This window comes from Shewanella sp. UCD-KL12, from assembly GCF_001957125.1.
GTDB lineage: Bacteria > Pseudomonadota > Gammaproteobacteria > Enterobacterales > Shewanellaceae > Shewanella.
In genome coordinates, this window is sequence record NZ_MPHJ01000001.1 from 1,194,223 (window position 1) to 1,220,298 (window position 26,076).

General features: G+C 43.4%; 22 protein-coding genes. 12 read left to right on the plus strand and 10 right to left on the minus strand.

The features are described from left to right. The first annotated feature begins 138 nt into the window (after positions 1-138). The 10 genes from BM736_RS05050 (at position 139) to BM736_RS05095 (ending at position 11,174) form a co-directional block, all read left to right on the plus strand. Entirely contained in the window at positions 139-579 is a 441-nt protein-coding gene (locus tag BM736_RS05050; RefSeq protein ID WP_076409946.1) for a hypothetical protein, read from the plus strand. A 126-nt stretch (positions 580-705) separates the two neighbouring features. Further along, entirely contained in the window at positions 706-1,092 is a 387-nt protein-coding gene (locus tag BM736_RS05055) for a hypothetical protein (RefSeq protein ID WP_076409341.1), read from the plus strand. Positions 1,093-1,359: 267 nt separating this feature from the next. Next, a complete protein-coding gene (locus BM736_RS05060) occupies positions 1,360-2,046 on the plus strand; it encodes an ABC transporter ATP-binding protein (protein ID WP_076409344.1) in 687 nt (228 codons plus the stop codon). Next, complete coding sequence (locus tag BM736_RS05065) at positions 2,036-3,070, plus strand: HlyD family secretion protein (protein ID WP_076409346.1); 1,035 nt, start codon at positions 2,036-2,038, stop codon at positions 3,068-3,070. The genes BM736_RS05060 and BM736_RS05065 overlap by 11 nt, the downstream gene beginning before the upstream one ends. Then, entirely contained in the window at positions 3,067-4,266 is a 1,200-nt protein-coding gene (locus BM736_RS05070) for an efflux RND transporter periplasmic adaptor subunit (protein WP_076409348.1), read from the plus strand. Before BM736_RS05065 ends, BM736_RS05070 begins: the two co-directional genes overlap by 4 nt. Further along, positions 4,263-5,471 (plus strand): efflux RND transporter periplasmic adaptor subunit, encoded by a 1,209-nt coding sequence (locus tag BM736_RS05075; protein ID WP_076409350.1) that lies wholly within the window; start codon positions 4,263-4,265, stop codon positions 5,469-5,471. Before BM736_RS05070 ends, BM736_RS05075 begins: the two co-directional genes overlap by 4 nt. Continuing rightward, positions 5,468-6,724 (plus strand): ABC transporter permease, encoded by a 1,257-nt coding sequence (locus tag BM736_RS05080; RefSeq protein WP_076409352.1) that lies wholly within the window; start codon positions 5,468-5,470, stop codon positions 6,722-6,724. Before BM736_RS05075 ends, BM736_RS05080 begins: the two co-directional genes overlap by 4 nt. A 395-nt stretch (positions 6,725-7,119) precedes the next feature. Beyond that, complete coding sequence (locus BM736_RS05085; protein WP_076409355.1) at positions 7,120-8,157, plus strand: Preprotein translocase subunit SecY; 1,038 nt, start codon at positions 7,120-7,122, stop codon at positions 8,155-8,157. A 179-nt stretch (positions 8,158-8,336) separates the two neighbouring features. Further along, positions 8,337-9,026 (plus strand): aspartate/glutamate racemase family protein, encoded by a 690-nt coding sequence (locus BM736_RS05090; protein ID WP_076409358.1) that lies wholly within the window; start codon positions 8,337-8,339, stop codon positions 9,024-9,026. Between the two features lie 177 nt (positions 9,027-9,203). Then, positions 9,204-11,174, plus strand: coding sequence for a radical SAM protein (locus BM736_RS05095; RefSeq protein ID WP_076409361.1), 1,971 nt, complete (start codon positions 9,204-9,206; stop codon positions 11,172-11,174). 542 nt (positions 11,175-11,716) lie between these two features. On the opposite strand, the gene BM736_RS05100 is transcribed toward BM736_RS05095, so the two are convergent. The 4 genes from BM736_RS05100 to BM736_RS05115 all read right to left on the minus strand — a co-directional run bounded on the left by BM736_RS05100 (position 11,717) and on the right by BM736_RS05115 (position 13,749). Next, positions 11,717-12,061: a hypothetical protein gene (locus BM736_RS05100; RefSeq protein WP_076409363.1), complete on the minus strand. Its 345-nt coding sequence runs from the start codon at positions 12,059-12,061 to the stop codon at positions 11,717-11,719. Positions 12,062-12,412: 351 nt separating this feature from the next. Continuing rightward, complete coding sequence (locus tag BM736_RS05105) at positions 12,413-12,637, minus strand: hypothetical protein (protein ID WP_143562320.1); 225 nt, start codon at positions 12,635-12,637, stop codon at positions 12,413-12,415. Positions 12,638-12,672: 35 nt separating this feature from the next. Continuing rightward, positions 12,673-12,960: a hypothetical protein gene (locus tag BM736_RS05110; RefSeq protein ID WP_076409365.1), complete on the minus strand. Its 288-nt coding sequence runs from the start codon at positions 12,958-12,960 to the stop codon at positions 12,673-12,675. Positions 12,961-13,155: 195 nt separating this feature from the next. Further along, positions 13,156-13,749 (minus strand): hypothetical protein, encoded by a 594-nt coding sequence (locus tag BM736_RS05115; RefSeq protein WP_076409368.1) that lies wholly within the window; start codon positions 13,747-13,749, stop codon positions 13,156-13,158. Positions 13,750-14,415: 666 nt separating this feature from the next. Here BM736_RS05115 and BM736_RS05120 point away from each other — a divergent pair. Continuing rightward, on the plus strand, positions 14,416-15,456 hold the full coding sequence (locus BM736_RS05120) for a hypothetical protein (protein ID WP_076409370.1): 1,041 nt from the start codon (positions 14,416-14,418) through the stop codon (positions 15,454-15,456). A 1,033-nt stretch (positions 15,457-16,489) separates the two neighbouring features. On the opposite strand, the gene BM736_RS05125 is transcribed toward BM736_RS05120, so the two are convergent. From BM736_RS05125 to BM736_RS05150, 6 genes are all read right to left on the minus strand, one after another. Next, a complete protein-coding gene (locus BM736_RS05125) occupies positions 16,490-17,791 on the minus strand; it encodes an anaerobic C4-dicarboxylate transporter (RefSeq protein ID WP_076409373.1) in 1,302 nt (433 codons plus the stop codon). A 279-nt stretch (positions 17,792-18,070) separates the two neighbouring features. Beyond that, positions 18,071-18,391: a YdbL family protein gene (locus BM736_RS05130; protein WP_076409375.1), complete on the minus strand. Its 321-nt coding sequence runs from the start codon at positions 18,389-18,391 to the stop codon at positions 18,071-18,073. Positions 18,392-18,420: 29 nt separating this feature from the next. Then, on the minus strand, positions 18,421-18,621 hold the full coding sequence (locus BM736_RS05135; RefSeq protein ID WP_076409378.1) for a YnbE family lipoprotein: 201 nt from the start codon (positions 18,619-18,621) through the stop codon (positions 18,421-18,423). 124 nt (positions 18,622-18,745) lie between these two features. Beyond that, on the minus strand, positions 18,746-22,366 hold the full coding sequence (locus BM736_RS05140) for a YdbH domain-containing protein (RefSeq protein ID WP_076409380.1): 3,621 nt from the start codon (positions 22,364-22,366) through the stop codon (positions 18,746-18,748). 152 nt (positions 22,367-22,518) lie between these two features. Further along, positions 22,519-22,794, minus strand: coding sequence for a hypothetical protein (locus BM736_RS05145; protein WP_076409383.1), 276 nt, complete (start codon positions 22,792-22,794; stop codon positions 22,519-22,521). Between the two features lie 94 nt (positions 22,795-22,888). Continuing rightward, entirely contained in the window at positions 22,889-23,737 is an 849-nt protein-coding gene (locus BM736_RS05150) for a D-hexose-6-phosphate mutarotase (RefSeq protein WP_076409386.1), read from the minus strand. Between the two features lie 390 nt (positions 23,738-24,127). On the opposite strand from BM736_RS05150, the gene BM736_RS05155 reads away from it, so the two are divergent. Next, positions 24,128-25,918: an acyl-CoA dehydrogenase C-terminal domain-containing protein gene (locus BM736_RS05155; RefSeq protein WP_076409389.1), complete on the plus strand. Its 1,791-nt coding sequence runs from the start codon at positions 24,128-24,130 to the stop codon at positions 25,916-25,918. The last annotated feature ends 158 nt before the right edge of the window (positions 25,919-26,076 follow it).

Here is a 26,076-nt window from a genome sequence, read left to right on the forward strand (position 1 = left end):
GTGAGGGGAAACTCGCCAGTTAAGTCATGGCTAATTAAGTTGTGCTTGATTAAGCTTCTTGGGGTCAATATAGTCTAATTAGATTTTTACAAACGCTTCTATTTACTGATTACTAAGAAAGGAATCATCATGTTGAACATGTTTACTTGTGTGCATTTACCCTATCAAAAGTTAGTCCGTCGTTCATTAATCGTCCTGTCGAGTGCACTGGTATTGGTTCAATTTAATGTAAGTGCAGCGCCGAGTGAAGCTGAGACACAATTTATCGATGAGGTGCTAGAGTGTGCATCTTATTATCAGATTAGCTCTGAAACGATTGCGGGAATGAACGCACCACAGATGAAGCCTGTTGGCGAGAAACTGAAAATTTCATCGGTTCAAGCACTTTCATTAGCACAGAAATACCAGACAAAAGATCTTGTTGAAGCGCGCTTCGCTAAGGTAGAAGAACAACAAAGAGCCTCATTACCTAAGAATAATAATCTAGGCCAGTTGATGGGCAAGTATAAAGATCGTTGTAAAACACTACTTGCTGAACCTCAAAAGCGTTTAGATTATTGGATAATGGCAACCATGTAGCGAATACATTCAGTGGTTTTCCTGTGGGTGTATGCGTAAAGTTCGCGACTTAATTGAAAGAAAATCGTGCTTTTGCCTGTCTAGTTTATTGAATAAACGAAAGATACATACACCTAAAGGCCATTCATGAATTACTACTTTATCTTAGCTGCATTATTGGGCCTTGTTACCTGCGTCGGTCATTTTAGTTATGGCATAAAACATTATCTAAAGCCGATGCTTTCAGCTTCCTTCGACCCTGTTGCAAAAGCGGTCATTCACTGTGTTTTTCATTATATCTCTGCATTTTTAGTGCTCTCAACACTCGTTCTGACAGTATGCGGTTTTGAGTGGGTGTCCTATATGCAGGGCATCAGCTTAGTGCTCTTTATTGCGTTAAATTTTGCTATTTTTGCGGTTTGGCAGATCTATATCGCCTTCTTCTCCGACATTAAGTCCCCGTTTAAGCATCTTTTTCAGTGGGTGCTATTTTTGAGCATTTCAGTTTTTAGCCTCTTGGGAGTCTATTTGTAATCAAAATTAGAAGAAGTACGAAGAATTAGTGCAATAAATTGTGCCTACATCAAGTTAATCTCACCTCAATTCAATATCCGTAATGTTTCATATCTGATACCTTTGCAAAGTTAATTAAATTCAATTGCCTGTACGCTCACGTGTCTGGCACTGTAAGTGTCGGTGAAGCAGGCTGAACTTTATCAGCTGTCTGCTTACTAAAGAGAATAACAATATAGAGATGTCATCATTCTAAGGATGGAATATGTGTGTGGGAAAAAGAGTAATATGATAAAAGTCAGCGGATTAACCAAAGAGTATCAGATGGGTGATACCTCTGTGCTTGCCCTGCGTGGGGTAGATTTTACCATTAAGCACAATGAGTTTGTGGCTATCATGGGGCCATCGGGCTCAGGAAAATCAACCTTAATGAATATCATCGGCTGTTTGGACAAGCCAAGTGATGGCAGTTATCAGTTGAATGGACAGGAAGTTGCGAGTTTAGATGATGACGCGCTATCAGCCGTTCGAAATAAAGAGATAGGTTTTGTTTTTCAGAGCTTTCATCTGCTCCCTAGGCTCAGTGCGCTGCAAAATGTGATGTTACCACTAAGATTTGCCACCCCGCCAAGCGATGATACGCGCTATGCCGATACCCTGCTCACCAGAGTTGGCCTTGGAACTCGGCAAGATCATAGACCTAATCAACTTTCCGGCGGGCAAAGACAAAGGGTGGCAATTGCACGCTCTTTAGTAAACAAGCCCGCCATCTTGCTTGCTGATGAGCCAACAGGCGCACTCGATAGCAAGACATCGGTAGAGATCATGGAGCTGTTTACTGAACTGCACCTTGCTGGGCAAACCATTATTTTGGTGACCCATGAAGAGGAGGTTGCAGCCTATGCACAGCGAGTGATCCGTATGCGCGATGGCGAAATTGTTGAGATAGAGGAGCGTGGTGTATATGCAGCTTAAACGTATCGCTTTTCTGTCAGTAGTGAGTTTTGCACTGCTGAATTTTACTTCTATCCCCTATGTCTCTGCTGAAGAATCAGCACAAACAAGGAGCAGCGAGCAGCTTGCAACTAACACTCAAGTTAGTCAAAAACTGTTATTAACAGGACAGATCTCATCAGTCAAATCTCAATCTTTTATGGTGCCTAAGGCTGGCGATGCCTGGCGATATCAGATCCAATGGATGTTACCTGAAGGGGCTATTGCTGAAGTTGGACAAACCGTTGTTATTTTCGATAAGAGCCAAATTGCTAATCAAATTGAGCAGTTAGAGGCAAGCTTACTCAGGGTTACAGCGCAAGAGCAAAGCCAATTCATTGATCTTAACTCAAGTGTATTACAGGCAAAGTTCGACCTTAAGCAGAAGCGAACAGAGGTTGATAAAAGCCAATTAGATGCATCTGTACCAGCAGATTTTATTGCTGCAAAAGATTACGCTGAAAATCAATTTAAGCTTATGCAGGCCCAAAGTGAACTCGTGAAAGCAGAGCAGTCGCTGAAAGAGGTCTTAGATAAACAAGTTGCCAGTAATTCCCAGCTGGCGATCGATAGAAAGCGGGCTCAACTTGAGCTACAACAGGCACTGAATGGCCTAGAGCAGCTTGAGTTAAAAGCTGAAATTAAGGGCCCGGTACTCTATGGTAGCGATCCTTGGAACAGTAAAAAGTTTGCCGTAGGGGACACAGTTCAAATAGGCAGACAGGTGGCAACGGTTCCTGCGATGGAGGAGCTAGAAGTGATTGCTTGGGTCAATGAAGTGGATGTCGACAAAATTCATGTAGGCTCGCCAGTGGAACTCAGATTAGATTCTCAGTCATCAAAGCCATTTAACGGCGAAATTAAAGGCATTGGTCGCCAAGCTCAAAAGCAAACTGCTTGGGGGCAGAGCAATTGGTTTAAAGTTGAAGTCAGCTTTAGCGCCTCTGATAACATCAAAATCGTACCCGGTATGAGCGTACTTGTGAGTGCAGAGGGAAGGTCATGAATTCAGTCTATTTAAATACGCCACTGCGCACTGGCATTTTTGCGCTCACAGCGTTAATTTCAGCAGCTTCATTAACCGCTTGCAATGGCGCTGCCGTTACCCTTGCCCAAAAAGGTGTGTTAGATCAGAGCATAGAAGCAACGGGGGAACTAGTATCGGCTGACACCATCTCTATGATGCCGCCCTCTATTCGCCGTGTCTGGCAGTATCAAGTTAAGCAATTAGCCCCAGAAGGTTCAAAAGTTCAAAAGGGCGATATGGTTGCCCAATTAGACACTTCAGAACTGTCTCAACGCCTGTCAATTAAGTCCGCAAAACTTGAGGCAACGATGCAGGATATTGAGACCTCTAAACTGCGTAACGCCAAGCAGTTAGAGGAGCTGAGGCTAGAGCTAGCTGAAGCTAAAATGAACTTTGAGAAAGCGGAGCGAAAATTTAAGCTCTCCGATGAAACTGTCGCTGCCATCGATAAAATTAAGTATGAAAAAGATGCTGAGATTGCGAAAGACAGGTTACAACTTACTGAGCAAAAATTTGAACTTGAAAATCAAAGTGCAAAACAAAGACAAGCTATGTTGCTAGGCGACAAACAAAAGTTTGCCTCTGAAGTTGCCGCGTTAAAACGTGGCATAGACTCGTTAACCTTGATTGCACCAAGGGGCGGCATGGTCGTGTACGGCAATGACTCGCAAGGCAATAAAATTAAAGAGGGTCAGTCAGTGTATATGGGGGATGCCGTGCTCAGTATCCCTGATCTGACGCATATGCAGGTTAATATGGTGATTCCTGAGGTTGAAGCGAGCCGGGTTAAGTTAGGACAACGTCTCAAGATTAGACTCGATGCCAACCCTGATAAAGTATTCAGAGGAGAGATTATTGAGTTAGGTGCTGTTTTTCGTCATAAAAACCAAGATGTACCTCTTGTGGTTTTTGATGCGGTAGCAAGTATCGATGAGGCTGATACAGAGCTTATGCGGCCTGGAATGACCGCAAAAATAGCGATTGATCTTGCTAATGACAAGGAGGAGTTATTGCTCTCACTTGATGCTGTTCATTATGAAGCAGGGCAGGCTTATGTGATCACGCCAGGCTTATTTAGAGACAGTAAGCAAGACGTGACAATTGGGGCCATTGGCAAGGAGCTAGTATCGATACGTTCAGGCTTAGATGCTGGCCAAGAGGTACTACTGCCATGAGTATGATAATAAAACATCCGCTGTTCATCGCTTGCTTGCTATTGCTAAGTGCTTGTAGTCAGCAATCGAATGATGGCGTACTGACCATGGATGTGACTCGCGCCAGCTTTGCTGTCGATATACCGGCAGTCGGTGAGCTTGAGGCGAGTCAGTCAACCGCCGTGACGGTGCCAACAGGCTTGCGTGGGCCACAATCGCTTGCGTGGATCTTGGAAAACTTCTCAGAGGTAAAAGCGGGGGATGTCGTCGCTAGAATGGATCCTACCCGTGAGAATTACCGCCTCAAGATGGAGCAGTTTGACTTTGATAAGCTGGGCTTTGATAGCTCGATGCAAACAGAGAAAGATAGAACCATCAGTCAAACGCTTTCAGCTGGCACTCAAGTGACCAGTCAGGAGCGAGATCTTGCTGAGCGTTTTTTCAGTGAGGATGAGCGGGTATATACCAAGATAGAGATTATCGATCAGATGCGTAATCAGGACTATCTCGTTGCCAAGATGCATTATTTTGATTGGGGCTTAGATCAGCATGGCGAGCAAGCTGATGCAGAGCAAGAGCTCATTAAGCTGAAGCAAAAAGGCCACTCAGCCAAGATAAATCGCTATGAGAATAATCTTAATCAGATGGAGATCATTGCGCCCCATGATGGCTTGTTTGTTTATCAGGCTAGCTGGGATGGTACTTTTCCTGTTGTAGGAGACATGATGTGGTCAGGCTTTTCGATAGGTTTACTGCCGGATACTTCAGTGATGCAGGCAAAGTTATTTGTGCAGGAATCAGAAGCGGCAGGCCTTGCTATAGGAAAGACTGCGACTGTGTATCTAGATGCATATCCTGACAAAGCATTCAGTGGCACAGTCACGCAGGTCGATGCATTAGCTAAACCCAAAGAGAAAGACAGCCCAGTTAACTATTTTCAATTTACCATTAGTTTAGATAAAACCTTAGTGGACATCATGCAGCCTGGCAGACAGGTACGTGCACAAGTACACCTGCTCGACCTGCAAGATGTATTGACGATTCCTAACCAAGCCCTGTTTCAAAAAGAGGGCAGTTATTGGGTTTACCTTAAGACACGCGCAGGTTTTGCTAAACAGGAGGTCACTCCAGGAAATCGTAGCCTCAACCGCACAGAGATAACCCAAGGTTTAACCCAAGGCGATATTATAGCCTTAACGACACCGCCTAAAAGGAGCCGGATATGAACTTGATTAAGGAGAGTAGAGTTTATATTGAGGGAGTAAAGCAAGCGTTTGATGAGATGAGGCATCATAAGCTGCGTACCGCGCTGACTTTACTCGGAATGATTTTTGGTGTGGGCGCTGTCATCGCCATGTTAAGTGTTGGCGAAGGGGCAGAGCGTGAAGCCCTGAAAATGATAGAGTCGATGGGGGTAAGAAACTTAGTTGTGAATGCGAGGCCGGCTGATGGAGAGGCGCTTAAATCTATTCGTGAACACAGTATTGGCTTGAGCTTAAGAGATGTTCAGAGCGCTAACGATACCTTACCCTTTGTGGAGCAATGGAGCGCTGAAAAGCAGGTGAAAACCTTTAGTCTCTTTAGTTTAGAAGGGCGAAGTGATGCGCAAGTGAAAGGGGTAACGCCTAGCTACTTTGATCTCAGTGCACTTAAGTTAAGCGAGGGCAAGGGCTTTACTCAAAATGATGAAGCTCACTATCAGCAAGTCGCTGTGTTAGGCCCTGAAGCGGCTAGAAGTCTTTTTCCTCAAGGCAAAGCCATTGGCAGTGTGATCAAGATAAACCATCAATGGTTTACCGTTGTTGGCGTGTTAACCGATGCGCAGAGTGGCAAGTCAAAAATTCAGGGCGTTAAACTTGGCGGTGAACGAAACCAAGTGTTTATTCCTTTAGCTACCGCGCTTAAGAAGATGAACTTTAAAAGCTTAGAGGATGAACTTGACGCGTTTAAAGTCTCAATCTCTGAAGGTGTAGAGCCATCACTTGCGGCTAAAAGTTTGAGGCATTTGATTAATCGTCGCCATGGTGGTGAGCAAGATTACGATATCGTTGTTCCTGCAGATCTTTTAGCTCAGCATCAGAAGACCCAGCAGATCTTTAATATTGTGATGGCCTGTGTGGCAGGGATCTCCTTGTTGGTGGGCGGGATTGGTATTATGAATATCATGCTGGCGACTATTATGGAGCGCACCGGTGAGATTGGTTTGTTAAGAGCCTTAGGTGCGAGACGCAAAGATATTGCTCGCCAGTTTTTGATTGAAAGTATCGCCATTTCTGCAACAGGTGGACTTATTGGTATTGGTGTTGGCTTGCTGCTAGCGGTAGTGATCTCAAGTGCTGCAGGTTGGCCTGTTGCCTGGTCACCTTTTGCCATTATTCTCGCTTTAGGTGTGTGTATGACCATAGGTGTAGGCTTTGGTTTGTATCCAGCTAAAAAAGCGGCAAAGCTTGACCCGATTGTTGCGCTGCAAAGGGACTAATTTTTCATTGCATCCTGCTTGAGTCGTCATACTTAAGTGGCCTTACCAAAGTAGACATACTGCCCTAGTTAAATAGGGCAGTGTTTTTTCAAGCTAGTCTGCGCTATTTTTACCTCCCTCTCTTTTTCTTCTAGATACAGCTTTTAGCTGATGCCAACGAATCATTTACAAGGCAATAGCACTCAATATACATGTGTGGCTAGACATTGAGCACTGGCTTAATTAGTGGTTGGTAATTCGGCATTAAGATAATTTAATCAGTGTTTTATAAGGTGTAAGCACTATTTTAATGTATGATCGCGCTCCCATTTAATCTGTATACAGTTATACCAGTGGCATTAACTAATCCAGATATCATCAAGGCGAGCACTCGCTCATAGAGATAGAAACCAGAAATGTTTTACAATCAAACCCTGCCAGTTCGTTTCCCTAAAGGGAAGTTTGCCATGTGGAGCGTATATAGCTTCACCGGTGCATCTATTTTTGCTTCAATTATCTTCTCATTACTGCTTTTCTTATCGATAGATGATGATCCCATCATGCAGTGCCTGTTTGGTGGTCTAGCTGTTATTTTTGAGCTCGGTAAATTTTTTGCTTGGTATGAGGTCGGTGAGCGTCACGCTAGGCGCAACTATATGGGCATGTTTTCAGCATTAGGTTTTTATGTGGTGCTAGCAGCAATTTCAATTGGTGGCTCCATTGGCGGGATTAATAGTGCGACGAACAAGGCGCAAGAGCATGTAAACGTGCAGCAAAGTAAGGTTAATACCTTCAATATGCAGATAGAGGCGATTGAAAAGCAGATAAGCTTGAATAATGTGGCCGCCGAGAAGTATATCCAGATGGAACGTATCGCTACAGGTGTGACTCGCATTCAAAAAGAGAATAATAAACTGCGGGAAGAGCAGCAGCACTTAGCGGCGCAAAGAGATAGCATTCCAGTCGTGAGCCAAGGCTCTGTGGTTGGCCTGATTGAGAGCCTAGCGACATCATTGAATATCACCGTTGTTACAGCGCAGCTGGGCTTAGTGGTGTTTCTCTCTGTATTATTAGACTTCTTTGCGGCATTTTTTGTCGGTTTGATCGGCGAAGAAAATCGTTTTCGTCATCAGTTTCGTAATATGAACCCAGTGACGATAGAGGGATATACACCTTTAGCTCAACAGGACACAGAGCGGTTAAGTCATTTTTCCAAACTTGATGAATTGGAGGACGCAGAAGGCCCTTCAGAGCCTGCCATGACTCCCTATGAGCGAGTTATTAACGCATTAAGTGCCAATCAAGTTAACTGCAGTAAGCGAGCGGTAAGCCAGTACTTGAGTATGAATAATGATGAGGTCGATGAAATCTTTGCCCAGTTGTTTGATAAAGGCATAGTGAGTAAGAAGGCTAATAATCATTATCAGTGGCATGGTGTGGCTGCTGAGGTTTAGCAACTGAGCTTAGAAAGGGCCAAGCAAAAGACTTAACAAGAGGCCCAGCAAAGCGCTTAGTAAAGAGTGACCAAGTTAACGCTGGGCTTAATAATGGATAGCCAGTGCCTAACCGATTGTCAGCGAGATAAATAGATGTATGCTATTCATTTGCTTAGTCAACAATATGAGGATATTGAGTGAAAACAATTGGCATGATTGGTGGAATGAGTTGGGAGTCAACGGTGAGTTACTACCAAGCAATTAACCAAGGGGTTAAGCGTGAGCTTGGCGGCTTGCACTCAGCAAAAATAGTACTCAACAGTGTCGACTTTGCTGAAATAGAGCGCCTACAACATAATGGCGATTGGGAGCAAACTGCAACCATACTATCTGACGCAGCGCGCTCTGTAGAAGCTGGCGGGGCGGATCTCTTTATTATCTGCACTAATACTATGCACAAGGTTGCCGACAAAGTGCAGCAAGCGGTTAAGATCCCACTGCTGCATATTGCTGATGCAACTGGCGAGCAGTTAGTTGCAGATGGCATAAAAACGGTTGGCTTACTTGGCACTCGATTTACCATGGAGCAAGATTTTTATAAGCAAAGGCTTAGCGAACATTTTGCCATTCAAACCCTCATACCAGAGGCTGAGCAGCGTGAGCTTGTGCATCGTGTTATATACGATGAACTCTGTTTAGGGGTGATTAATGAGCAGTCAAAACGGGTTTTCTTGGCCATTATTGACTCACTCTTCGAGCGTGGTGCGACAGCCGTTATCTTAGGTTGTACAGAGATAGCACTGCTTGTAGGGCAAGCTGATACATCAGTGAAGCTATACGATACAACAGCGATTCATGCACAAGCCGCGGTCAATAAGGCACTTTAAAGTAGAAGGGGGATAGCGCATTTGCTAGAATCCCCGTTTATTTTTGGTTGGCGCTTTGGCTGCCATACTGTTCATGGTGCAAACGGTTTTAATATTGACTGTTTCGCAACCTTGATCTTTTGTACAGACTTGATTTTTTGTGCAGTGTACTGACGTTTTACTACCTAAAGGCAGGCTATGACCGTTCTTCTAATGACCCCCCCTATGACACAGCTGAATACGCCTTATCCGGCAACAGCATACTTAACGGGGTTTTTACGCTCACAAGGTTATGAGGCGGTTCAGCGAGATCCTGCTATTGAGCTTTTCCTTGAGATGATGACGGCGCCCGCACTGGAGATTATTCGTCAGCATGTGGAGCAAAACTTCGAGCACCTTGAAGACAGTGAATTACCCGCTGCAATTTTTACCTTTTTGACTGAGTTTGACCGTTACCAACTGACAGTTGAAAGTGCGATTCGCTTCTTGCAGGGAAAAGATCCCAGCCTAGCAATGCGAATTAATTCTCGCCGCTTTTTACCCGAAGGCCCGGCGTTTGATGCGATTGCACAAATGGAAGCGGTATCAGGCGATGTGTTGCAAGCCGCTTTTGGTAATCTCGGGGTACAAGATAAAGCCAAATACCTCGCGACCCTGTTTATTAATGACCTCTCTACTGTTATTACTCAGGGCGTGGACCCCTACTTTGAAGTGAGTCGTTACGGCGAGCAATTAGCGGCGGCTAACCCAAGTTTCGATAACCTCTACGATACCTTGATGGATGAGCCTAGCTTTAGCTCAGAAATTTTAGAGCAATTGGTTGAGTTGTATCTAGAAGAAACTCAGCCTAGTGTCGTCGCGTTAACCGTGCCTTTTCCCGGCAATATGCTAGGTGCTCTACGTATTGCACAAACTTGTAAAGCCATTAACCCCGATATTCCTATCATTATGGGTGGTGGTTTTATTAATACTGAGCTGCGTGCGCTCAAAGACCCAAGAGTGTTTGAGTTTGTTGATTTTATCTGTCTCGATGATGGTGAGCGTCCTCTAATCACGCTTCTGGAATACTTCGAAGGAAAGCGTGGGATAGACGACTTAGTGCGTACCTATTTTCTCGTCCAAGACAGCGATGGCAATGACAGTGGCAATAGTTCTGGTAACAATAGTGATAGTGGCGAGCCTTACGTACACTTCAATGAAAACAATGAGCTACAGGATATTCCACAAACTGAAGTTGGTGCACCAGTATACGATGGGCTGCCATTAGATGAGTACCTGTCTTTATGTGAAATGCTCAATCCTATGCACCGTATTTGGAGTGATGGACGTTGGAATAAACTGACCATCGCCCATGGCTGTTACTGGCGTAAATGCAGTTTTTGCGATGTCAGTTTAGATTATATCGACCGTTTTGATGCTGCAGGAGCCGATGCGCTAGTAGACAGAATCGAGGCGCTCATCGAGGAAACTGGAGAGACTGGTTTTCACTTCGTCGATGAAGCCCTACCACCAAAGCTATTGTTTCAGCTTGCAAAGCGGCTCATTGAACGCAATGTGATAATAAGCTGGTGGGGCAATATTCGTTTTGAAAGAACTTTTAGCCAAGCCCGTTGCCAGTTGCTGGCCGACTCTGGGTGTATCGCCGTGAGCGGCGGTTTAGAGGTCGCATCAGATCGTTTGTTGAAACTCATGAAAAAAGGCGTGAGTGTTGAGCGCGTCGCCCAAGTAACGAAAGCGTTCAGTGATGCCGGTATATTGGTTCACGCCTATCTGATGTATGGCTTCCCAACACAAACAGAGCAAGAAACTGTTGATTCACTAGAAATGGTGCGCCAGTTAATGAAACATGGCTGTTTCCAGTCTGCCTACTGGCATCGCTTTGTGGCCACAGTACACAGCCCTATTGGCATCAGTCCTGAACAGTTCGGTATCACCTTAGCTGAGCGTCCTGAGATACTATTTGCTGAAAACGATGTGGACTTCACCGACCCAACCGGTACCGATCATGAGATGCTTGGCGAAGGACTTCGCAAGGCGCTCTACAACTATATGCACGGTATAGGCTTCGACCAGCCGATGAGTTTCTGGTTTAACCAGAAGGTTGCACGCACTGGCATGAAAAAAGACCTGATATCAAAAGCGATTGATGACTTAATTGCTAGCCAATAAAGTTAATTTGGGGCGTTCAAAAGTCAACGATAATTTTATTTTATCTTAATCAATATTGGAGTTGCAGAGCATGTGCCATGAGTCTTTGCGACACGCCGCAAGCACAATCCCTGTGGGCTCTGCGACATCATCTGACCTACATGGTCTTAAGCGTTCCTGACGCTATAAAGACATTCCCCATATCCCTATGGGTCAGAGTAGGGAATGCCGGCAAATGTACGACTGAAAGGATTCAGGAGGTAGAGCAACGCAGGGAGCAGTTACCGAGGGAACATTTTCGGCCTTGAAACCGAAGGTCATAGCCGCGTTCACACCTGATGATTTATTTCTTCGATTTAGATTTATTGGTAGCTAAGTTGTTTTTGAACATAAGCCGTTTTGGCTAGCTCATACAGCCAAAAGCAAACAGTCTAACTTCAATAAAATGCAGCTCATCTGCTATGTCCCTTTGCAAGTCGCCGTAAAATCATCCCTGATGGCTCTACTAAATCATCCTGATTTAGAAGCTTGCACGTCCCACAGCAGATTCTCTGCCAGCAAGTTCAATGTAGAGCCTGACATGTTTTTGGACAAAAGCTTGTTAAAGCATTAGGTCTGGACATACTGACATTGATTAGAAAAAGTAACTCATTTAATCTGACCCTAATTTCACTTTTATCTTCATATTGGTACTTCCGTTTCTCTATATCTAATAAGAGCTCTTTCTTAACACTTTCGAGTTCTGTTGCATGTTTAGTTATGATTTTTTGCTTTGCACTTTCTAGGGAGTGAATATCCTCTCTTAATGCTTTATTCGTACCTTGTGTCTTTGTATAAGCAGTAAAATACAGCGACAAAGCTCCAATAATGAAAGCCAAACCATGTGTAAACATATCTGTTATATTCATCTAATATTAAAACCTTCCATTAGAGTGCTAACGCCAAATTAAGGTGCACCGTTGGCTTCATCTGGAATTTTTTGTTACAGGCCGAATGCACTTAGGTCGATAGGTGACCAGCAGCGTAGCCGACTCCAGTAGCCCTAGTTGTTTCGAACATAGAACTAAAAAGAATGCGAGCACGAGCTTTGAATGTTTCTACCATAGACTCCTCCTCATGTTTGTCTGCCGTGGTTGACGAAACCGGTTGGATACTTACGTAATGTAAAAGCACAAAAATAAGGGCCATGGAGCCAACAAACGCCCAAGGAATCGAACCTTGGCCTACCTCCCTATCAGCCTAAATACACTCAGGGATGTTTATTTTACCTTAACAAAACGAGAAAGGTTACGACCTTTGTTAATTTCCGTTCCGTATGTTTCAGGAATTCCTGCAAGTTTTGCTATATTTTTCGGTGAAGATGAACACTCTGAAATTTCTTTCGCGTACTTTATACCAAATAAATGAACCATTGTAGCCGTCTCACCTTTTTTTGATTCAAAATACATTTCTTTAAGTGCTTGCGCTAGATCGATTTCGTTCACTCGATTTCTCCTTTAAAGTCTTGTTATGTTTATATTTAGCGCCATAAATCTCTATCACTGGCTTTGGTGTTTTTTCTATATTTTTCGTTATCTCTATTAACCTCTTCTTCCAACGCTAACTCAAAATCAGTCTTCGGTTGTTTTTTCTCGGTGAACGCCTTGTAAATGGCAAATAAAATAGAAAATGCGATAGCTACGGCTAAGCCCCAAATTCCAGCTATTCCAATAATAATCAAGACTACTATTACAGCACCAATTATTTCACCAATTCCTCCAGTGAAGATCCCATGTTCATTTTCGAAATTATCTCCACCTTCTGACATTTTAACCTCCAAACTATGAAACCACTTTTTCTAGTTGTTTAATGCTCCACAGCTAGACAATAAACATAACGCCGCATTAAGGTGTGAGCAATGCTACCACCTAACCTAAACCAATACACTGTAAACACAAAACCCTACCTTGAACTAAAAATGCCAAGCGTTGCGAATCACTCGTAAATGTTTTGTTAAATGGCTTTACTGGTGCTCTCTTATATCTTTGCTGGCACTATACGCTGTGCTTATTACTTGTTCTGCTTCTTCTTTTAAGTTGGAGATCCATCTTTCAAGACTACGAGGACCTTGATCTACCAATAAACTCTCCGCATCCGATAAGCGCCTTTGCAACACTTTGTATAGAAAAACAAAAGCAGCCAATGCTAAATCGAGTTTGGGAAAGTTTAGAGAAATAGAGTCCTGTGATAAATCGGTATGCGAAAAGAACTGGTTTCTCAAAGCGAGAACGTCTTTCAGATACACAACAAACTCACCACTATGAGTATTTAGGTCTTTAAACATCTCTTTACGGAAACTTTCTTTTTTTACATCTAAATGTTTCCAGTGAGTATCTTCACTTTGCTTGCCAAAGCACTTAGCCCAAGATTCAACGAAATGACCATAGTGAGCGTTACAAGTTGATATCCAAAAATAGTTATTGCTATTTTTAAGCACATCAATTTGGCGAGCATAGCTCAAAGACCTTATTCCTGAGCGAATTACGTCCATTTGAGCTGATATTAACTTTAATTCTTCATCGTCTGATTTTTCAGACTTAAACTTTGTAACTATCAATGTTACCTCCAGCCATTTAAAAGCTTATTCAATAGCAGCACGATAACGTTCCAGGCTACTCAATTCACATACCAAAGATACCATCGCTAAGTTGTTGTTGTAAATGGAATATTCCTCGTAAATAGACAAGCAATGCTCATAATACTGCCGGAGAAAGAATGCGTCTTTGTTTACGAGGTCTATACAACACTTTTCAATACTCCTTAGTAGATTGATATGTATAGGCTTTCTTGAATGTTACAAAGTTATCGATGCGTAGAATGCTCATTTTGCGCATTCTTTGACGCCAAAGTTATCTGAATTTGGAGCAAATAAGTTATACCTGTATAGAAAATCAGTCTTTTGGGCGGCAAGTAAAGTGGGCAAAACGATTAGAAAAAGTAAGACTCTGTTGACTGGAACTGGGTCGCCTCGTTGTTCTTGATAACACGTATTGGGGCAATAATGGCTTAGATTGATCACTCTAAGCCGTACCTGAACAGAAATCCGTTTCGGAAAACCTTATATTAGGAAATCGCTAATTAGTTTAGATTCGCCAAATTTGGCGGACGCTGCCTATCAATAGGATGTCTTGTATCGTATAGCTTTTTAAAAGGATATGGTTAGATGTAGAATAAGGGCAACTAGATGCAATATCAAAAGCATACCAATAACTTGGGGTCGTGAATGATCGATGAAAAGGTTAATTTTTCCAACGAAGACAATTTTAAGTCATTTATGGCTCAATATGATCCTATTGCAGACCTAGACGATATCGAAGAGAAGTTCCCCGATGGTACTGAAATCGCTGACTATGCGATAAGGGATGTTGTTGTCATTGAACTGAAAACTCTCAAAGAAGATCCAACTCAGAAGATGGAAAACTTCTTTCATGAGATCATGAAGCGCCCAGACTTTCCTGCTATCTACGGTGAACTCAATTTTCGTCGAGTTGTTAATCTATTACCTGATGGTGAACAGAACATTCGGAAGTTCGAAACAGTTGCTTTTCGTCAAATAGAAAGCATTATGAGCAAAGCTAATAAGCAGGTTGTATCTACCATTGACCATCTCAAAATGGATCCTCAAACGTCTGGAACGCTCATCATCATTAACGAGTTTGCAGACTTCTTTGAACCAGATGTATTGGTTAACTATATAAGCAAACGCTTGGGATCAAAGAATGATAAAGGGTTGTTAAGATTTTCGCATCTTAATCACGTCATTCTAATTCAAGATACCCATAAAGTAAGAGACGCAAGTCAAAGTGGCATCGTTATACCTGTTTATTACATTGCTAACGATAACATTGCACAGAATGAAGTTAATAAGAAAGCTTATATAGCTTTGAGAGAGCTAATTAAAAACTATTCTCACTTTAACAAATGCAACCACAAAGTATATGATAATGTTGATGAATCACTCGATATTGAGAAATTACATCAACCAGAAGTGAAAGAGCCATTAAAAGGTCAAGAATGGATTGAAGATCAATATCGAAAGAATCGATATATGAAAGACTTCACTGATGAACAACTAATCGAATTTGGTTCAATGGTGATGTCAGTGTGTTATTCGATGGTATTGAAAGAAAACCCATTAGTCTTAGAACACCATAAAAAGATGCATCTATTCAAGACTCAGATCGAACTTTTTGAAGAGAGTAGATTAAGACCATTTGATTTAAGAAGACTAGATATCGACCCTAGAAAATACGCCCCAAAATAATCTATCAAGGAAATACCTCAACCTTTAGGTATTTACAAGTATGATGCATGTTAGTCAGGTATTAGGAAAAATATGTCAAATGATGCTTTGATGAAATGAGTAGTCAATCTTTTGAAACAAGGAATGGGGCATAAATGAGTTTGACGCTTCGATGAACTCGCTAGCAGCCTGTGAGCTGAGTGGCGTGCAAGCTTCTAAATCAAGGATGATTTAGCAGAGCCTACATGGAGGTATCCACGGCGGTTTGCAAAGACACAAGCGCATTGGCTGCGAAACGTTGAAGTCAGCTTTATCTCACTATGGGGCAGATGTTAGTCGAACGATACCATGCACTCGCTAGTTGCCTATGCGCTTTGTGGTGTGCAAACTTCTAAATCATGGTCAGAAATGTTCCCTCGGTAACTGCTCCCTGCGGTATTCTACCTCCTGAATCCTTTCAGTCGTACATTTCTTGGTATTTCCACCAATCCTTGGCAGTCAGATATTTAGTAGAGCCATCAGGGCCAATTTCGTTCCATACAAAATTTGGCATTTCCTCCATCCCTGGAGGTCAGAAGATTTTACGGCGTCTTGCAAAAATATTAGCGCATTGGCTGCTGATCAATGCTGACTACTACAATACATAGCGAAGAGCACTAGACTCCGGCCCAGAAGCATTGCCGGAGTGACTAGGTTAAATGTCACTGAAGCTTTTGATGAGATCAAAAGCCATAGCGTTTCGCAGAACTCTCTCAAAACAAGAGTGCACATGCCTCGCCGGACAGGCGTTAGGTTACATTGAAGGCGCGAGCTTCAAATGCACGACTAAAGATAAGTAAGTTATATAAAAATGAATGAGCCTTCATACGAAGCCTTACTTACATTAGTTTAGAGAGTAAATCAGAGTACTGCTCCGCCAATGACAAATCCCAAAGCTACCGATGTCGATATTGTCACTAGGCCTGGGATAAAGAGTAATGCATGGTTAGACACTAAAATGCTAATTCTCAATTTATAGCATTAGCCCATCAATTTATAACACTAGTCCGCCAATTTATAATACCAGTCCACCAATCAAGAATCCTAAAGCTACCGAGGTCGAAATAGTCACTAGACCAGGTATAAAGAAAGGGTGATTAAAGACTAAGTTGCCAATACGGGTGGAGCCTGTGTCATCCATCTCCACAGCGGCGAGCAGTGTCGGATAAGTGGGCAGTACAAACAGGGCGCTAACCGCGGCAAATGAGGCTATTGCTGTGATAGGAGCCACGCCAATAGCGAGTGCAGCTGGCATTAAGGCTGTGGTGGTTGCGCCTTGTGAGTAGAGCAACATAGAGGCAAAGAATAGGGTGACAGCGAGCATCCAAGGGTACTGATTGAGGATATCTGCTGAGAATGTTTTTATCGCTTCAATGTGGCTTGATACGAACGTATCACCAAGCCAAGCGACACCGAGTACACAGATACAGGCGCTCATGCCTGATTTAAATGTGGCGGCATTAGCTATTTGTGATGCATCAATTTTAGTGAAGGTCACGATAGCTGTTGCGGCTGATAACATAAATACCATGATGGCATCGTTGCGGCCCAAGGTTGGGTTTTCTATGATATTGACCGCATCAGAGATCAAGGTTGCGTAGACAATCACCCCTATAATGGCGGTAACAAAAATCCCTGTTGCCAGTTTTGCACTGGGTAATATCTCTCTGTGTGTTTGACCCTTTAATTTGACCAAGCCTTTGGCTAGTCGCTGCTGATAGATGGCATCATCTTTTAGCTCACAGCCTAAGAAGTTAGCCACGAACGCGCCTACCATACAGGCGATAAAGGTTGTTGGGATACAGATGGCCAAGAGAGTGAGATACCCCACACCGAGTGGCTCTAAAATACCAGAGAAAAACACTACTGCCGCTGAGATAGGCGATGCAGTGATGGCAATTTGTGAGGCGACCACTGAGATACTTAAGGGCCTTGATGGGCGTATGCCTTGCTCTTTTGCCACTTCCGCGATGACAGGAAGTGTTGAGAATGCAGTATGACCCGTCCCAGCGAGTAAGGTCATAAAGTAGGTGACTATAGGGGCATAAAACGTGATTCTTTTAGGGTGTCTGCGCAGGAATCGCTCTGAGAGTTCGACTAACCAATCTAAGCCTCCTGCGACCTGCATTGCAGCAATGGCTGCAATGACAGACATAATAATTAATATAACATCGACAGGAATGTGGCCGCTGTCGACACCCATAAACAGGGTTAACACCAAAACGCCAGCACCGCCAGCTAGGCCAATACCGATACCGCCAATTCGAGCGCCAAGATAGATAAAAGCAAGGACAACAAAGAACTCTATAGCGATCATAAATAACCTTAGTTTGAACAAAAAATGGCGAGTATGTTTGGTTTTATTACTATGAGTCTAATCGTTGGAGAAAGTGAATTAGACAGAGGAATACTACTCTTGTTATCGCTTAAGTAGAGGAGGGTAATTCACTATTTGTTAAAGCTGTGAGTTCTCTCACGTGTGGTGGGCTGTAACCTTGCGCTTGTGCACAAAAATAGCCGCGACAGAAAAACAAAAGCCCTTAAAGAAGGGCTTATGATCGTGTTTGAGCGACTACAGAAAAGCGATATTGCTGGGTTACTTCTTTATCCACTTGCCATTTTTGCTCTGGATATATTGACCCTTCTTGGTTGCCTTCATGGCCTTTTCAGCAGCTAGTTTGGCAACTTCATTGACTGATATGCCATTTTTCTTAGCAATTTTTTGATAATGCGCTTTACGCTTACTATTGACCTGTTTAGCCAAAGCATTAGCATCTGAGCTGGACTTCACTATGCCAAGATAGCCATTGGTCTGCTCGCCAACGAGCCCTTGTGTTTTGGCATCTTGCAGTGAAATTGCAAATGCATTTAGGCTTAATAGTAATCCAGTAACTAGTACTAATAACTTAGTTTTCATTTTATATTCCTTCAATGTCAAAGCCGAGATTAAAACAGTTCGTCGTTGCTGAGTAGTTCGTCTAGTTCTTTGTCGACTTTGATTTTTATCTCATGTTCAATCTTTACGTTGAGATTGATAACGATCGGTTTATCTGGTGGCTCAATCTTTACTGTTGGTGTACAGGCTGTAAGCGCCAGTAGAGCAACCGTCGCGCTTATTGCTATTCGTAATTTAGTCAGTCTCTTCACTGAATGTTCCTTATTATCTGACAAAGCGCTGTAAGGTCTTTGCTTAAGCTAAATGATAAATTAATTATGGCGTAAATTTACTATATGCGGTTCAAGATGACGATAAGCTGAACGTCAAAATGAGTTAATTCATCGATTGCTCGATTTGGGTCTGCAATTTATCGCCAATCTGTAAGCTCTTTAACAGTTGCAGCATGTTCTCCTCTTGAGAGTAATTCAAGTGGATAGGCCGTTCAATACCTTTTGCTTTTCCCTTCACACTCACCTTTAATACCGCATCGCCAGTGGTATCCATATCGAAGGTGCTTGCCAGTTCTGAGTACGCGAGGTGCTCCATGGTTGAGAATGCAAAATCTAAATAGGGTTGTGACAGTCGCATCTGATCCACCGCAGGATTACCGCTGACAGATATCAGTCCGCCTGGCGCCCTGGCAGCTAAGCGGCCGCCAGATACTGCGACCTCTCCTTTGATAAAGTCTACTGGCAGGACACCATCAAATACACCATCGGCGTATACACCTATTTGAGGTTGTATTGCTAGAAGTTGCTCAAGCTCTAACCCTTGCAGTACGAGGTAGCCATGGGACTTATCATGTAGCCTTAAATTAAACTCAGGTAATAGCAGTTGTCCCCCAAGAAGTGCGCCACTGGCATTAACCTGTATATCGGCAGCGCTGAGCGTGTCAGGCACAGCTGCAATCTTATTTTTGGCTCCGTGAGCAGGAGGAACCTCATTTTGTAAATCATCACCCAACACTGGATTGCTGTCATCATGGGAGATGCTAAAGTCTGCCTGTGCTTTAATATCTGTGATTAGCACGCCGGGATTAAACGCTGCAGCTGAAAATTGTATATCTGGGCAGGCTAACGTGCTGCTGTTTTTCTCTTTAGGCTCCTGAAGTTTTGATTGATTTAGTTTTTCCATCTGATAGTGACAGCGGGCCTGAATATCAGCTTGCTCGAAAGGTAGATCATTAATGCTACCGCTCAAAGAGGTGAGTTCAGGTGAAAAGTTGATATTTACTCGGGTTAAATGCTCGCTTTTATTCAGTACATAGTCAGCTTGCAGCTGAGTCTCGCCAGTCATAAATAGCGACTCTGGCAAGGTGTAGTTATTGTTCACCAGAGACAAAATATTACCTAGATCGCTGACTAAGTTAACACTTCCTGTCAGCATTAACGCTGAGTCGTCATCTGGGTGGTTTGCATCAGCAGTCATTAGAGGCTGTAAGCTATGTTCACTCGAAAATTCTAGGCCATCGAACGACCAGCTTTCTTGGGTATCTAATTGAGTACCGCTCCAGTCTAATGGTTGTGAAAGGCTCACAGTGTAGAGGTCTAGTAGTTTATCAGCGCGTTTTCTTCTGTTTTTAAGGTGATGGTGAGTCAGTGCTAAACCATTGAGTTCATAGCGGGCAAGATTGTGCCATCGGTTTTTGTCTAAAAGCCTGCTTAACATCGCATTGGCGCCTAGTGATGTAAGCCCAGGTATGACTAATGAACTTGGCTTTTCTAGTGCAAAATGCAGATCTGTTAACTGACCGATATATTCACTTTTGTCAGCTGTTGGCAAAGGCTTAAAAGCTAGCGCATTGTCAACTTGCGCTAAACTTATTGGCGGAATGCTTATCTCGAGGTCTTGAGAGTCTTTACTCTTTGAGTGAGCGACTTGTTTAATGACCATTTGATCTTGGCTGATAAAGCGCGTTATCCCCGTTGATACCGAGAGGCTTTTACCTGACTTATACACTTGCTCAAATGCAGCTTGAGTAGACGCTAAGCTGAAGGGGGCTAATGTAAACGAGCTTGATGTAAAAGAGCTCAATGTGAACAGGCTCATTTCGTGGGTGGCAAGCTCAAGCTCATTCACATCGAAGCTTATCTCGTTATCTAGCGAGCCTGTATCCTTGTGTATGCTGTGCTGATAATGGCTAGGACCCGTTGATAATGTTAGCCTTGGCAGCGCTATGTTTATCGGTTTTTTTTCATTTGAGGTCATCACCATCTCGTCATGGCTAACGAGTTTAAGTTTGCTAAGTTCAAATGTGAACCTAGGCTGATTGCCCTTGTGACTGACACTGTTTATTTGTGCCTGTAGATCAGGCTTGATACTCAGCGTAAATTGAGATGCTTGCTTTGCATCTGTGTCTATATCGATATGACCTGCCATGGAAATAGAGGAAGCACCTAGCTCTATATCGGTAACCGCTTTACGGTCACAATCACTCATATTGTCACTGTCACTGTCACTTTTGCCTTCACCTTCATTGCCACCGCCAGAACCACAAACATCATCAGTGAAAACGTTCAGCTTGTTAGGCATGGGCATGTTAGGAATGAGCTTGTTAGGCATTAGCTGACTAAGTCGCAATGTTTGTTCCCGGGATGCGGCGAACTGCCATTCACTTTGCAGTGCAAACCCTTGACTGTCAGTAGGAAGCTGTAGTGTTAAGTCATTCGCTGATAATTGCGCATCGACAATGGCATCATGAATAGACAACTGGGCATGATTCATCACCATCTCTTTTGATGAAAACGCATACTCTAACGGCTCAGATAGCGTTAATGAGAGCTTGATTGCTTGAGGTGCATGACTTAGCTGTTGAGACTTATCACTTGGCTGATTGCCTGACTTTTCGCTTGGCTTATTGTCTGGTTGGGGAGTCATTGCTCTGGGCTCAAGCATTGCTTTGATAAGTGGCGTGATGCCATCATTATGAATAAGTGGCAGCAAGCTGTTTATCTGTCGGGTACTCGGATTCACCTCTAGGGTAAAAGGGTGTACAAGCAAATTAAGCTGCGCAAGGTGCCCTGAAATTTCAAATTTCAAGCTGTCTATCGCTGAAGGTGCTTGATTCAATGAGCTTAGTGATTGAGGGGCCAAGACAAGCCCCTCGAACTGCTTCAGTGTTAGGCTCGATTTTTTTAACGTGTGAGAAGATGTTAATTGCGCCGATTTCAAATCTAGCGTCGCGGATGATGCCAGTGTGCCATTTAACGCGAGTCCAGCTTGCTCACTCTCTTGTTTAAATGTGAGTAGAGGGGCAAGGGCGCTTTTATCGAGCTTTTTCTGTGCAGCAAGCTTACCAAGAAATGTGTATAGCTCACCGAAAACGAGTTGGCTCGAAACGTGCCATTGATCTTCTGTTAGCTGAGCATCCAATTGGAAGATACTACTGCCTTGTCGGCTGATGGCTGTACTTAGGTGACCTGTTTCATCTAAAGTTAAATGCTCCATGGTCAAACTGAGTGTTGAAGGGGGAATGCCTGCTAAGCTCAGTGACGTTGCGCCTATCTCTATTTGGGGCAGTGCATTGAGATCCAGCGCCGCAGTTGGCCCTTGCTCATCGACATTTTTGCCCTCATCAGTCAGCACACTCGGGTTGAGGTCGACTTGAATCGCTTTGATAGCGATCGCTTCAATTGAGCTCATCACTTGACTGGCTGAGAGCGGCTGCGACAAAAGACTAAAAAGGTTTATATCTTCATCTAAGGTTAGCGCTAAATCTTTAATTATTATCTGACTATCATGAACCGTTAGAGAGAGTTCAGGTACATGCCATTGATGCAGTGAGGTGGGGCGAATGCTGAGGTGACTTATTTGCGTATTATATTCAGCAAAGTAATGATTGGCCACTTTCTTAGCCAGCAATTCATAGGTGTTCAGGAGTATGAGTACCAAGGCAATTAGGCTAAATAATATGGCCAGTAGTCGTCGCTTTGCCGAAAATGAGTGACTCAACATGTAAGGTGGTTTATTTAATCGATAATATCATTTGAGTTTAGCATGGAGTGAACTTGAACCGAAGTAGGCGATAACAAGAATCTAAGATCAATGATAAAGCCTATAACTCAGTAGATTACTCAATTCAGTTGGTTATTTAATAGAGTATCAGCTTACTTGGTAAAGCCTTTCGTGATAGCGGTGATAGAGAGGTGTGCTAAGGCTGCAATAACCGCAAGATAGAGAAAGCTTGGCATAAACCAACTGCTGGCAGTATCAAACACAAATGACCAGTTAAGCCCTTGCTCATTATGAAAAATACCACCTGGGTTTTCAATGAGCTCCCAGATAGTGATCACACTGGTGATAAGCGATGCGCCAACAAGTCCAACCAAGAGGCCGAAAAACCAAAACTGGCTTGATAAGGCTTTTATATTACTCAGAGTCATTCGAACTCCATTATTTAGTATCCCTCAAATCACAAAAAGGGCCTATTGCAGATGAATAAGCCCTTTACCCAGATGTGAGTGATGAAAAATTGATTTAACCCTTCCAGGCTATCTTAGTGGTCAACACATGGGTTTCATCTGGTGCCAATGTGAGTTTGTCTTCTAACACATTTGCCGCCTCTAAACAGACCATGCTTTGATAATCATCGCTGTTAAAACGAGAAAGGCGTTGAGATTTTTCTATCCAAGGGTTCCACAGCACTGCTGAGTGGCTATTCTCACGACTAACGCTAATGATGCCATCAGGTGTGTGCAGCTCTTGCATATCACTAAGCTGGGTATATACCCTATCAGTCTCTTTATCGAAAAGAACATGATCGCCATTTTGTTTAAACGGTCCCTCACCAAATTCGATATATTGTGAACCTTCAAACCCTGTGGCTTTGAGCTGGCTGATATCAGAGATAGGGAAGTAGGTATGTAATGCTTGAGTAAGGCTTACTGGATAACTTGCAAGGTTAGTGTTTTTAAGTGAGACAGTGAGTGTATCCGTTAAGGTAAATAACATCTCAACACGGGTATCGTGAGGCCAGTAGAGCTTATCTTCTTCACTAATGTTGAGCGTGAGTTTAAGTTCGACGGCTTGGTTTTTCATCTGGACCGACTCTAATGCCCAGAGGCGAGTTCTAGCAAAGCCATGTTGTGGCCAGTCAGGTGTATCACTCATTCCAAACCAAGGCCAACAAACTGGAATACCACCGCGGATCCCTGCGCCAGGCTGATAATCATCGGCGCTAGAGACCCAAAGAAGCGGTGCTTTATCCGTGGGTTGAAAAAAATCTATTTGGGCACCTTGCAAGAAGATTCTGGCTTTACATAGTGGTGTATTAACATCGACATATTCTAAGCCATTGGCATGTTTTTTAGTGGTTACTGAGCCCATTTACTGCTTCCTCATTCCGTCAATACGAGCGGTATATACAGGAAACCTAAACAATTTAGGCTTGTTGTATCTACTGCGGACCAATCTTGGATGATTAGCTTACCCTGTTTTACGCCCTTCTTTAAGGGGTCGTTATGCTGAATTTATGGTTACGCTGTTCTAGGCGCGAAACAAACTTGTGAGAAGGCTATTTTTTAGTCTCAATTTAATATGAATGTTAGATGAAAATGGTTAGATTCTGCTCTTGTAAAATACAAAAATTAAACGCATGATTGAAACCTGTGTATGAAAGCGTCACTTCGATGAATAGATGTACGCAATTGTAAGCCGCAAGACCTGATTAAAAATACCTGAGCTTTACCATTTAGTATAAAAATAAAGGGAACAGGAATGCCAACATATCAAGCGCCACTTCGAGACTATCAGTTTGTACTCAACGAACTTCTGAATATTTATCAACGTACTGAGCTTAAGGGGTTCGATGAGATCGATGCCGAACTCGGTGATGCTATTTTACAAGGCGTCGCCGATTTCACGACTGAAGTGATGTTACCACTTAACAGTAGTGGTGATGTGGAAGGGTGCAAGCTTGTTGATGGTAAGGTGATAGCGCCTAAAGGCTTTGCCGATGCTTATCAGCAGTATGTTGATAACGGTTGGGCAACGCTGACCTGTGATCCTGAATATGGCGGTCAAGGGCTTCCTGAGTCGATTGGTGTTTTTGCCACCGAGATGAAAACAGCAACGAATATGGCTTTTGCTATGTATCCGGGCCTCACACATGGTGCTTATGCAGCGATCCATGCCCATGGCAGTGATAGCCTGAAACAGAAATATTTAGATAAACTGGTTTCTGGCGAATGGACAGGCACCATGAACCTGACAGAGTCCCATGCGGGAACAGATCTGGCTTTGCTAAGAACCAAAGCGGTGGCAGCGGGTGAAGGGTTATTTGCCATTTCAGGCGAGAAGATATTTATCTCATCTGGCGATCATGATTTGGCCGAAAATATCATTCACTTAGTACTGGCAAGGCTGCCCGATGCGCCAGAAGGCGTGAAAGGGATCTCATTGTTTGCTGTGCCTAAAATAATGGTTAACGCTGATGGCAGTTTAGGACAAGCCAATAGCCTGTGCGCTTCGGCGCTCGAGCATAAAATGGGGATCCACGGTAACTCAACCTGTGTGATGAATTTCGATGGTGCGATTGGTGAATTGATTGGCGAAGCCCATGAAGGTTTAAGAGCCATGTTTACCATGATGAACCAAGCCAGGCTCGGTGTTGGGGTTCAAGGTTTAGGTGTGTCAGAAATTGCTTATCAAAATGCACTTATTTATGCCAAAGATAGAATTCAAGGCCGTGGCTTAAGTGGCGTAAAAGATCCCCAACAAGCTGCGGATCCAATTTTAGTCCACGGTGATGTCAGACGTATGCTAATGGCGCAGAAGTCTTTTAACGAGGGGGCCAGAGCATTAATTGGTCAGCAAGCCTTGTGGTTAGATGAAGCGGAGCGCCACCCAGATGCTGAAAAGGCCAAAGCGGCGAATAAGCTTGCTGCACTTTTTACGCCTATAGTGAAAGGTTTTATCACAGACAGAGGCTTCAATGCTTGTGTCGATGCGCAGCAGGTTTTCGGCGGACATGGTTATATTCATGAGTGGGGGATGGAGCAGTTTGTACGCGATATTCGAATTGCTATGCTCTATGAAGGCACTAACGGCGTGCAGGCGCTCGATCTCGTGGGTCGTAAGCTGATGTCTGATAAGGGAGCAACCTTAATGGCTTGGTCTGAGATGGTTAAAACCCTTATCGCTGAGAATATGAATAATGATGCGATGAAACCTTATCTCGCAGGGTTAATGGATGCATCAGGGGATCTCGAAAAAGCCACCCAGTTTATGGCTGTTAATGCTGCTAAAAATCCAGATGTGCTGGGCGCTGGCTCTATGCCTTATATGCAAATACTTGGGATCACTGTTCTGGCTTGGATGTGGACTCGAACAGCTGCAACGGCATTAGCTGCACTAGAGGCTGGTACGCAAGATACTGCTTTTTATCAGGGTAAGCTTAAAACCGCACAGTTTTATATGAGTTACTGGGCGGTGCAGACGCGCAGTTTACGTAAGCAGATAGAGTCTAGTAGTGAGCTCATCACTCAATTTGATGAAGCTGATTTTTAAATAAAGTGAAGTAAACTAACCGTTTACAACTCATCGAAATAAAAGAGCGCCACTTTTAAAAGTGGCGCTTTTTTTTATGCGAAAAGTTAACTAGTTGTTGCAATAAAAGCGATGTCCTTCAGGTCTCAATACTCTCTATCATTGCGAATGGACGCTTT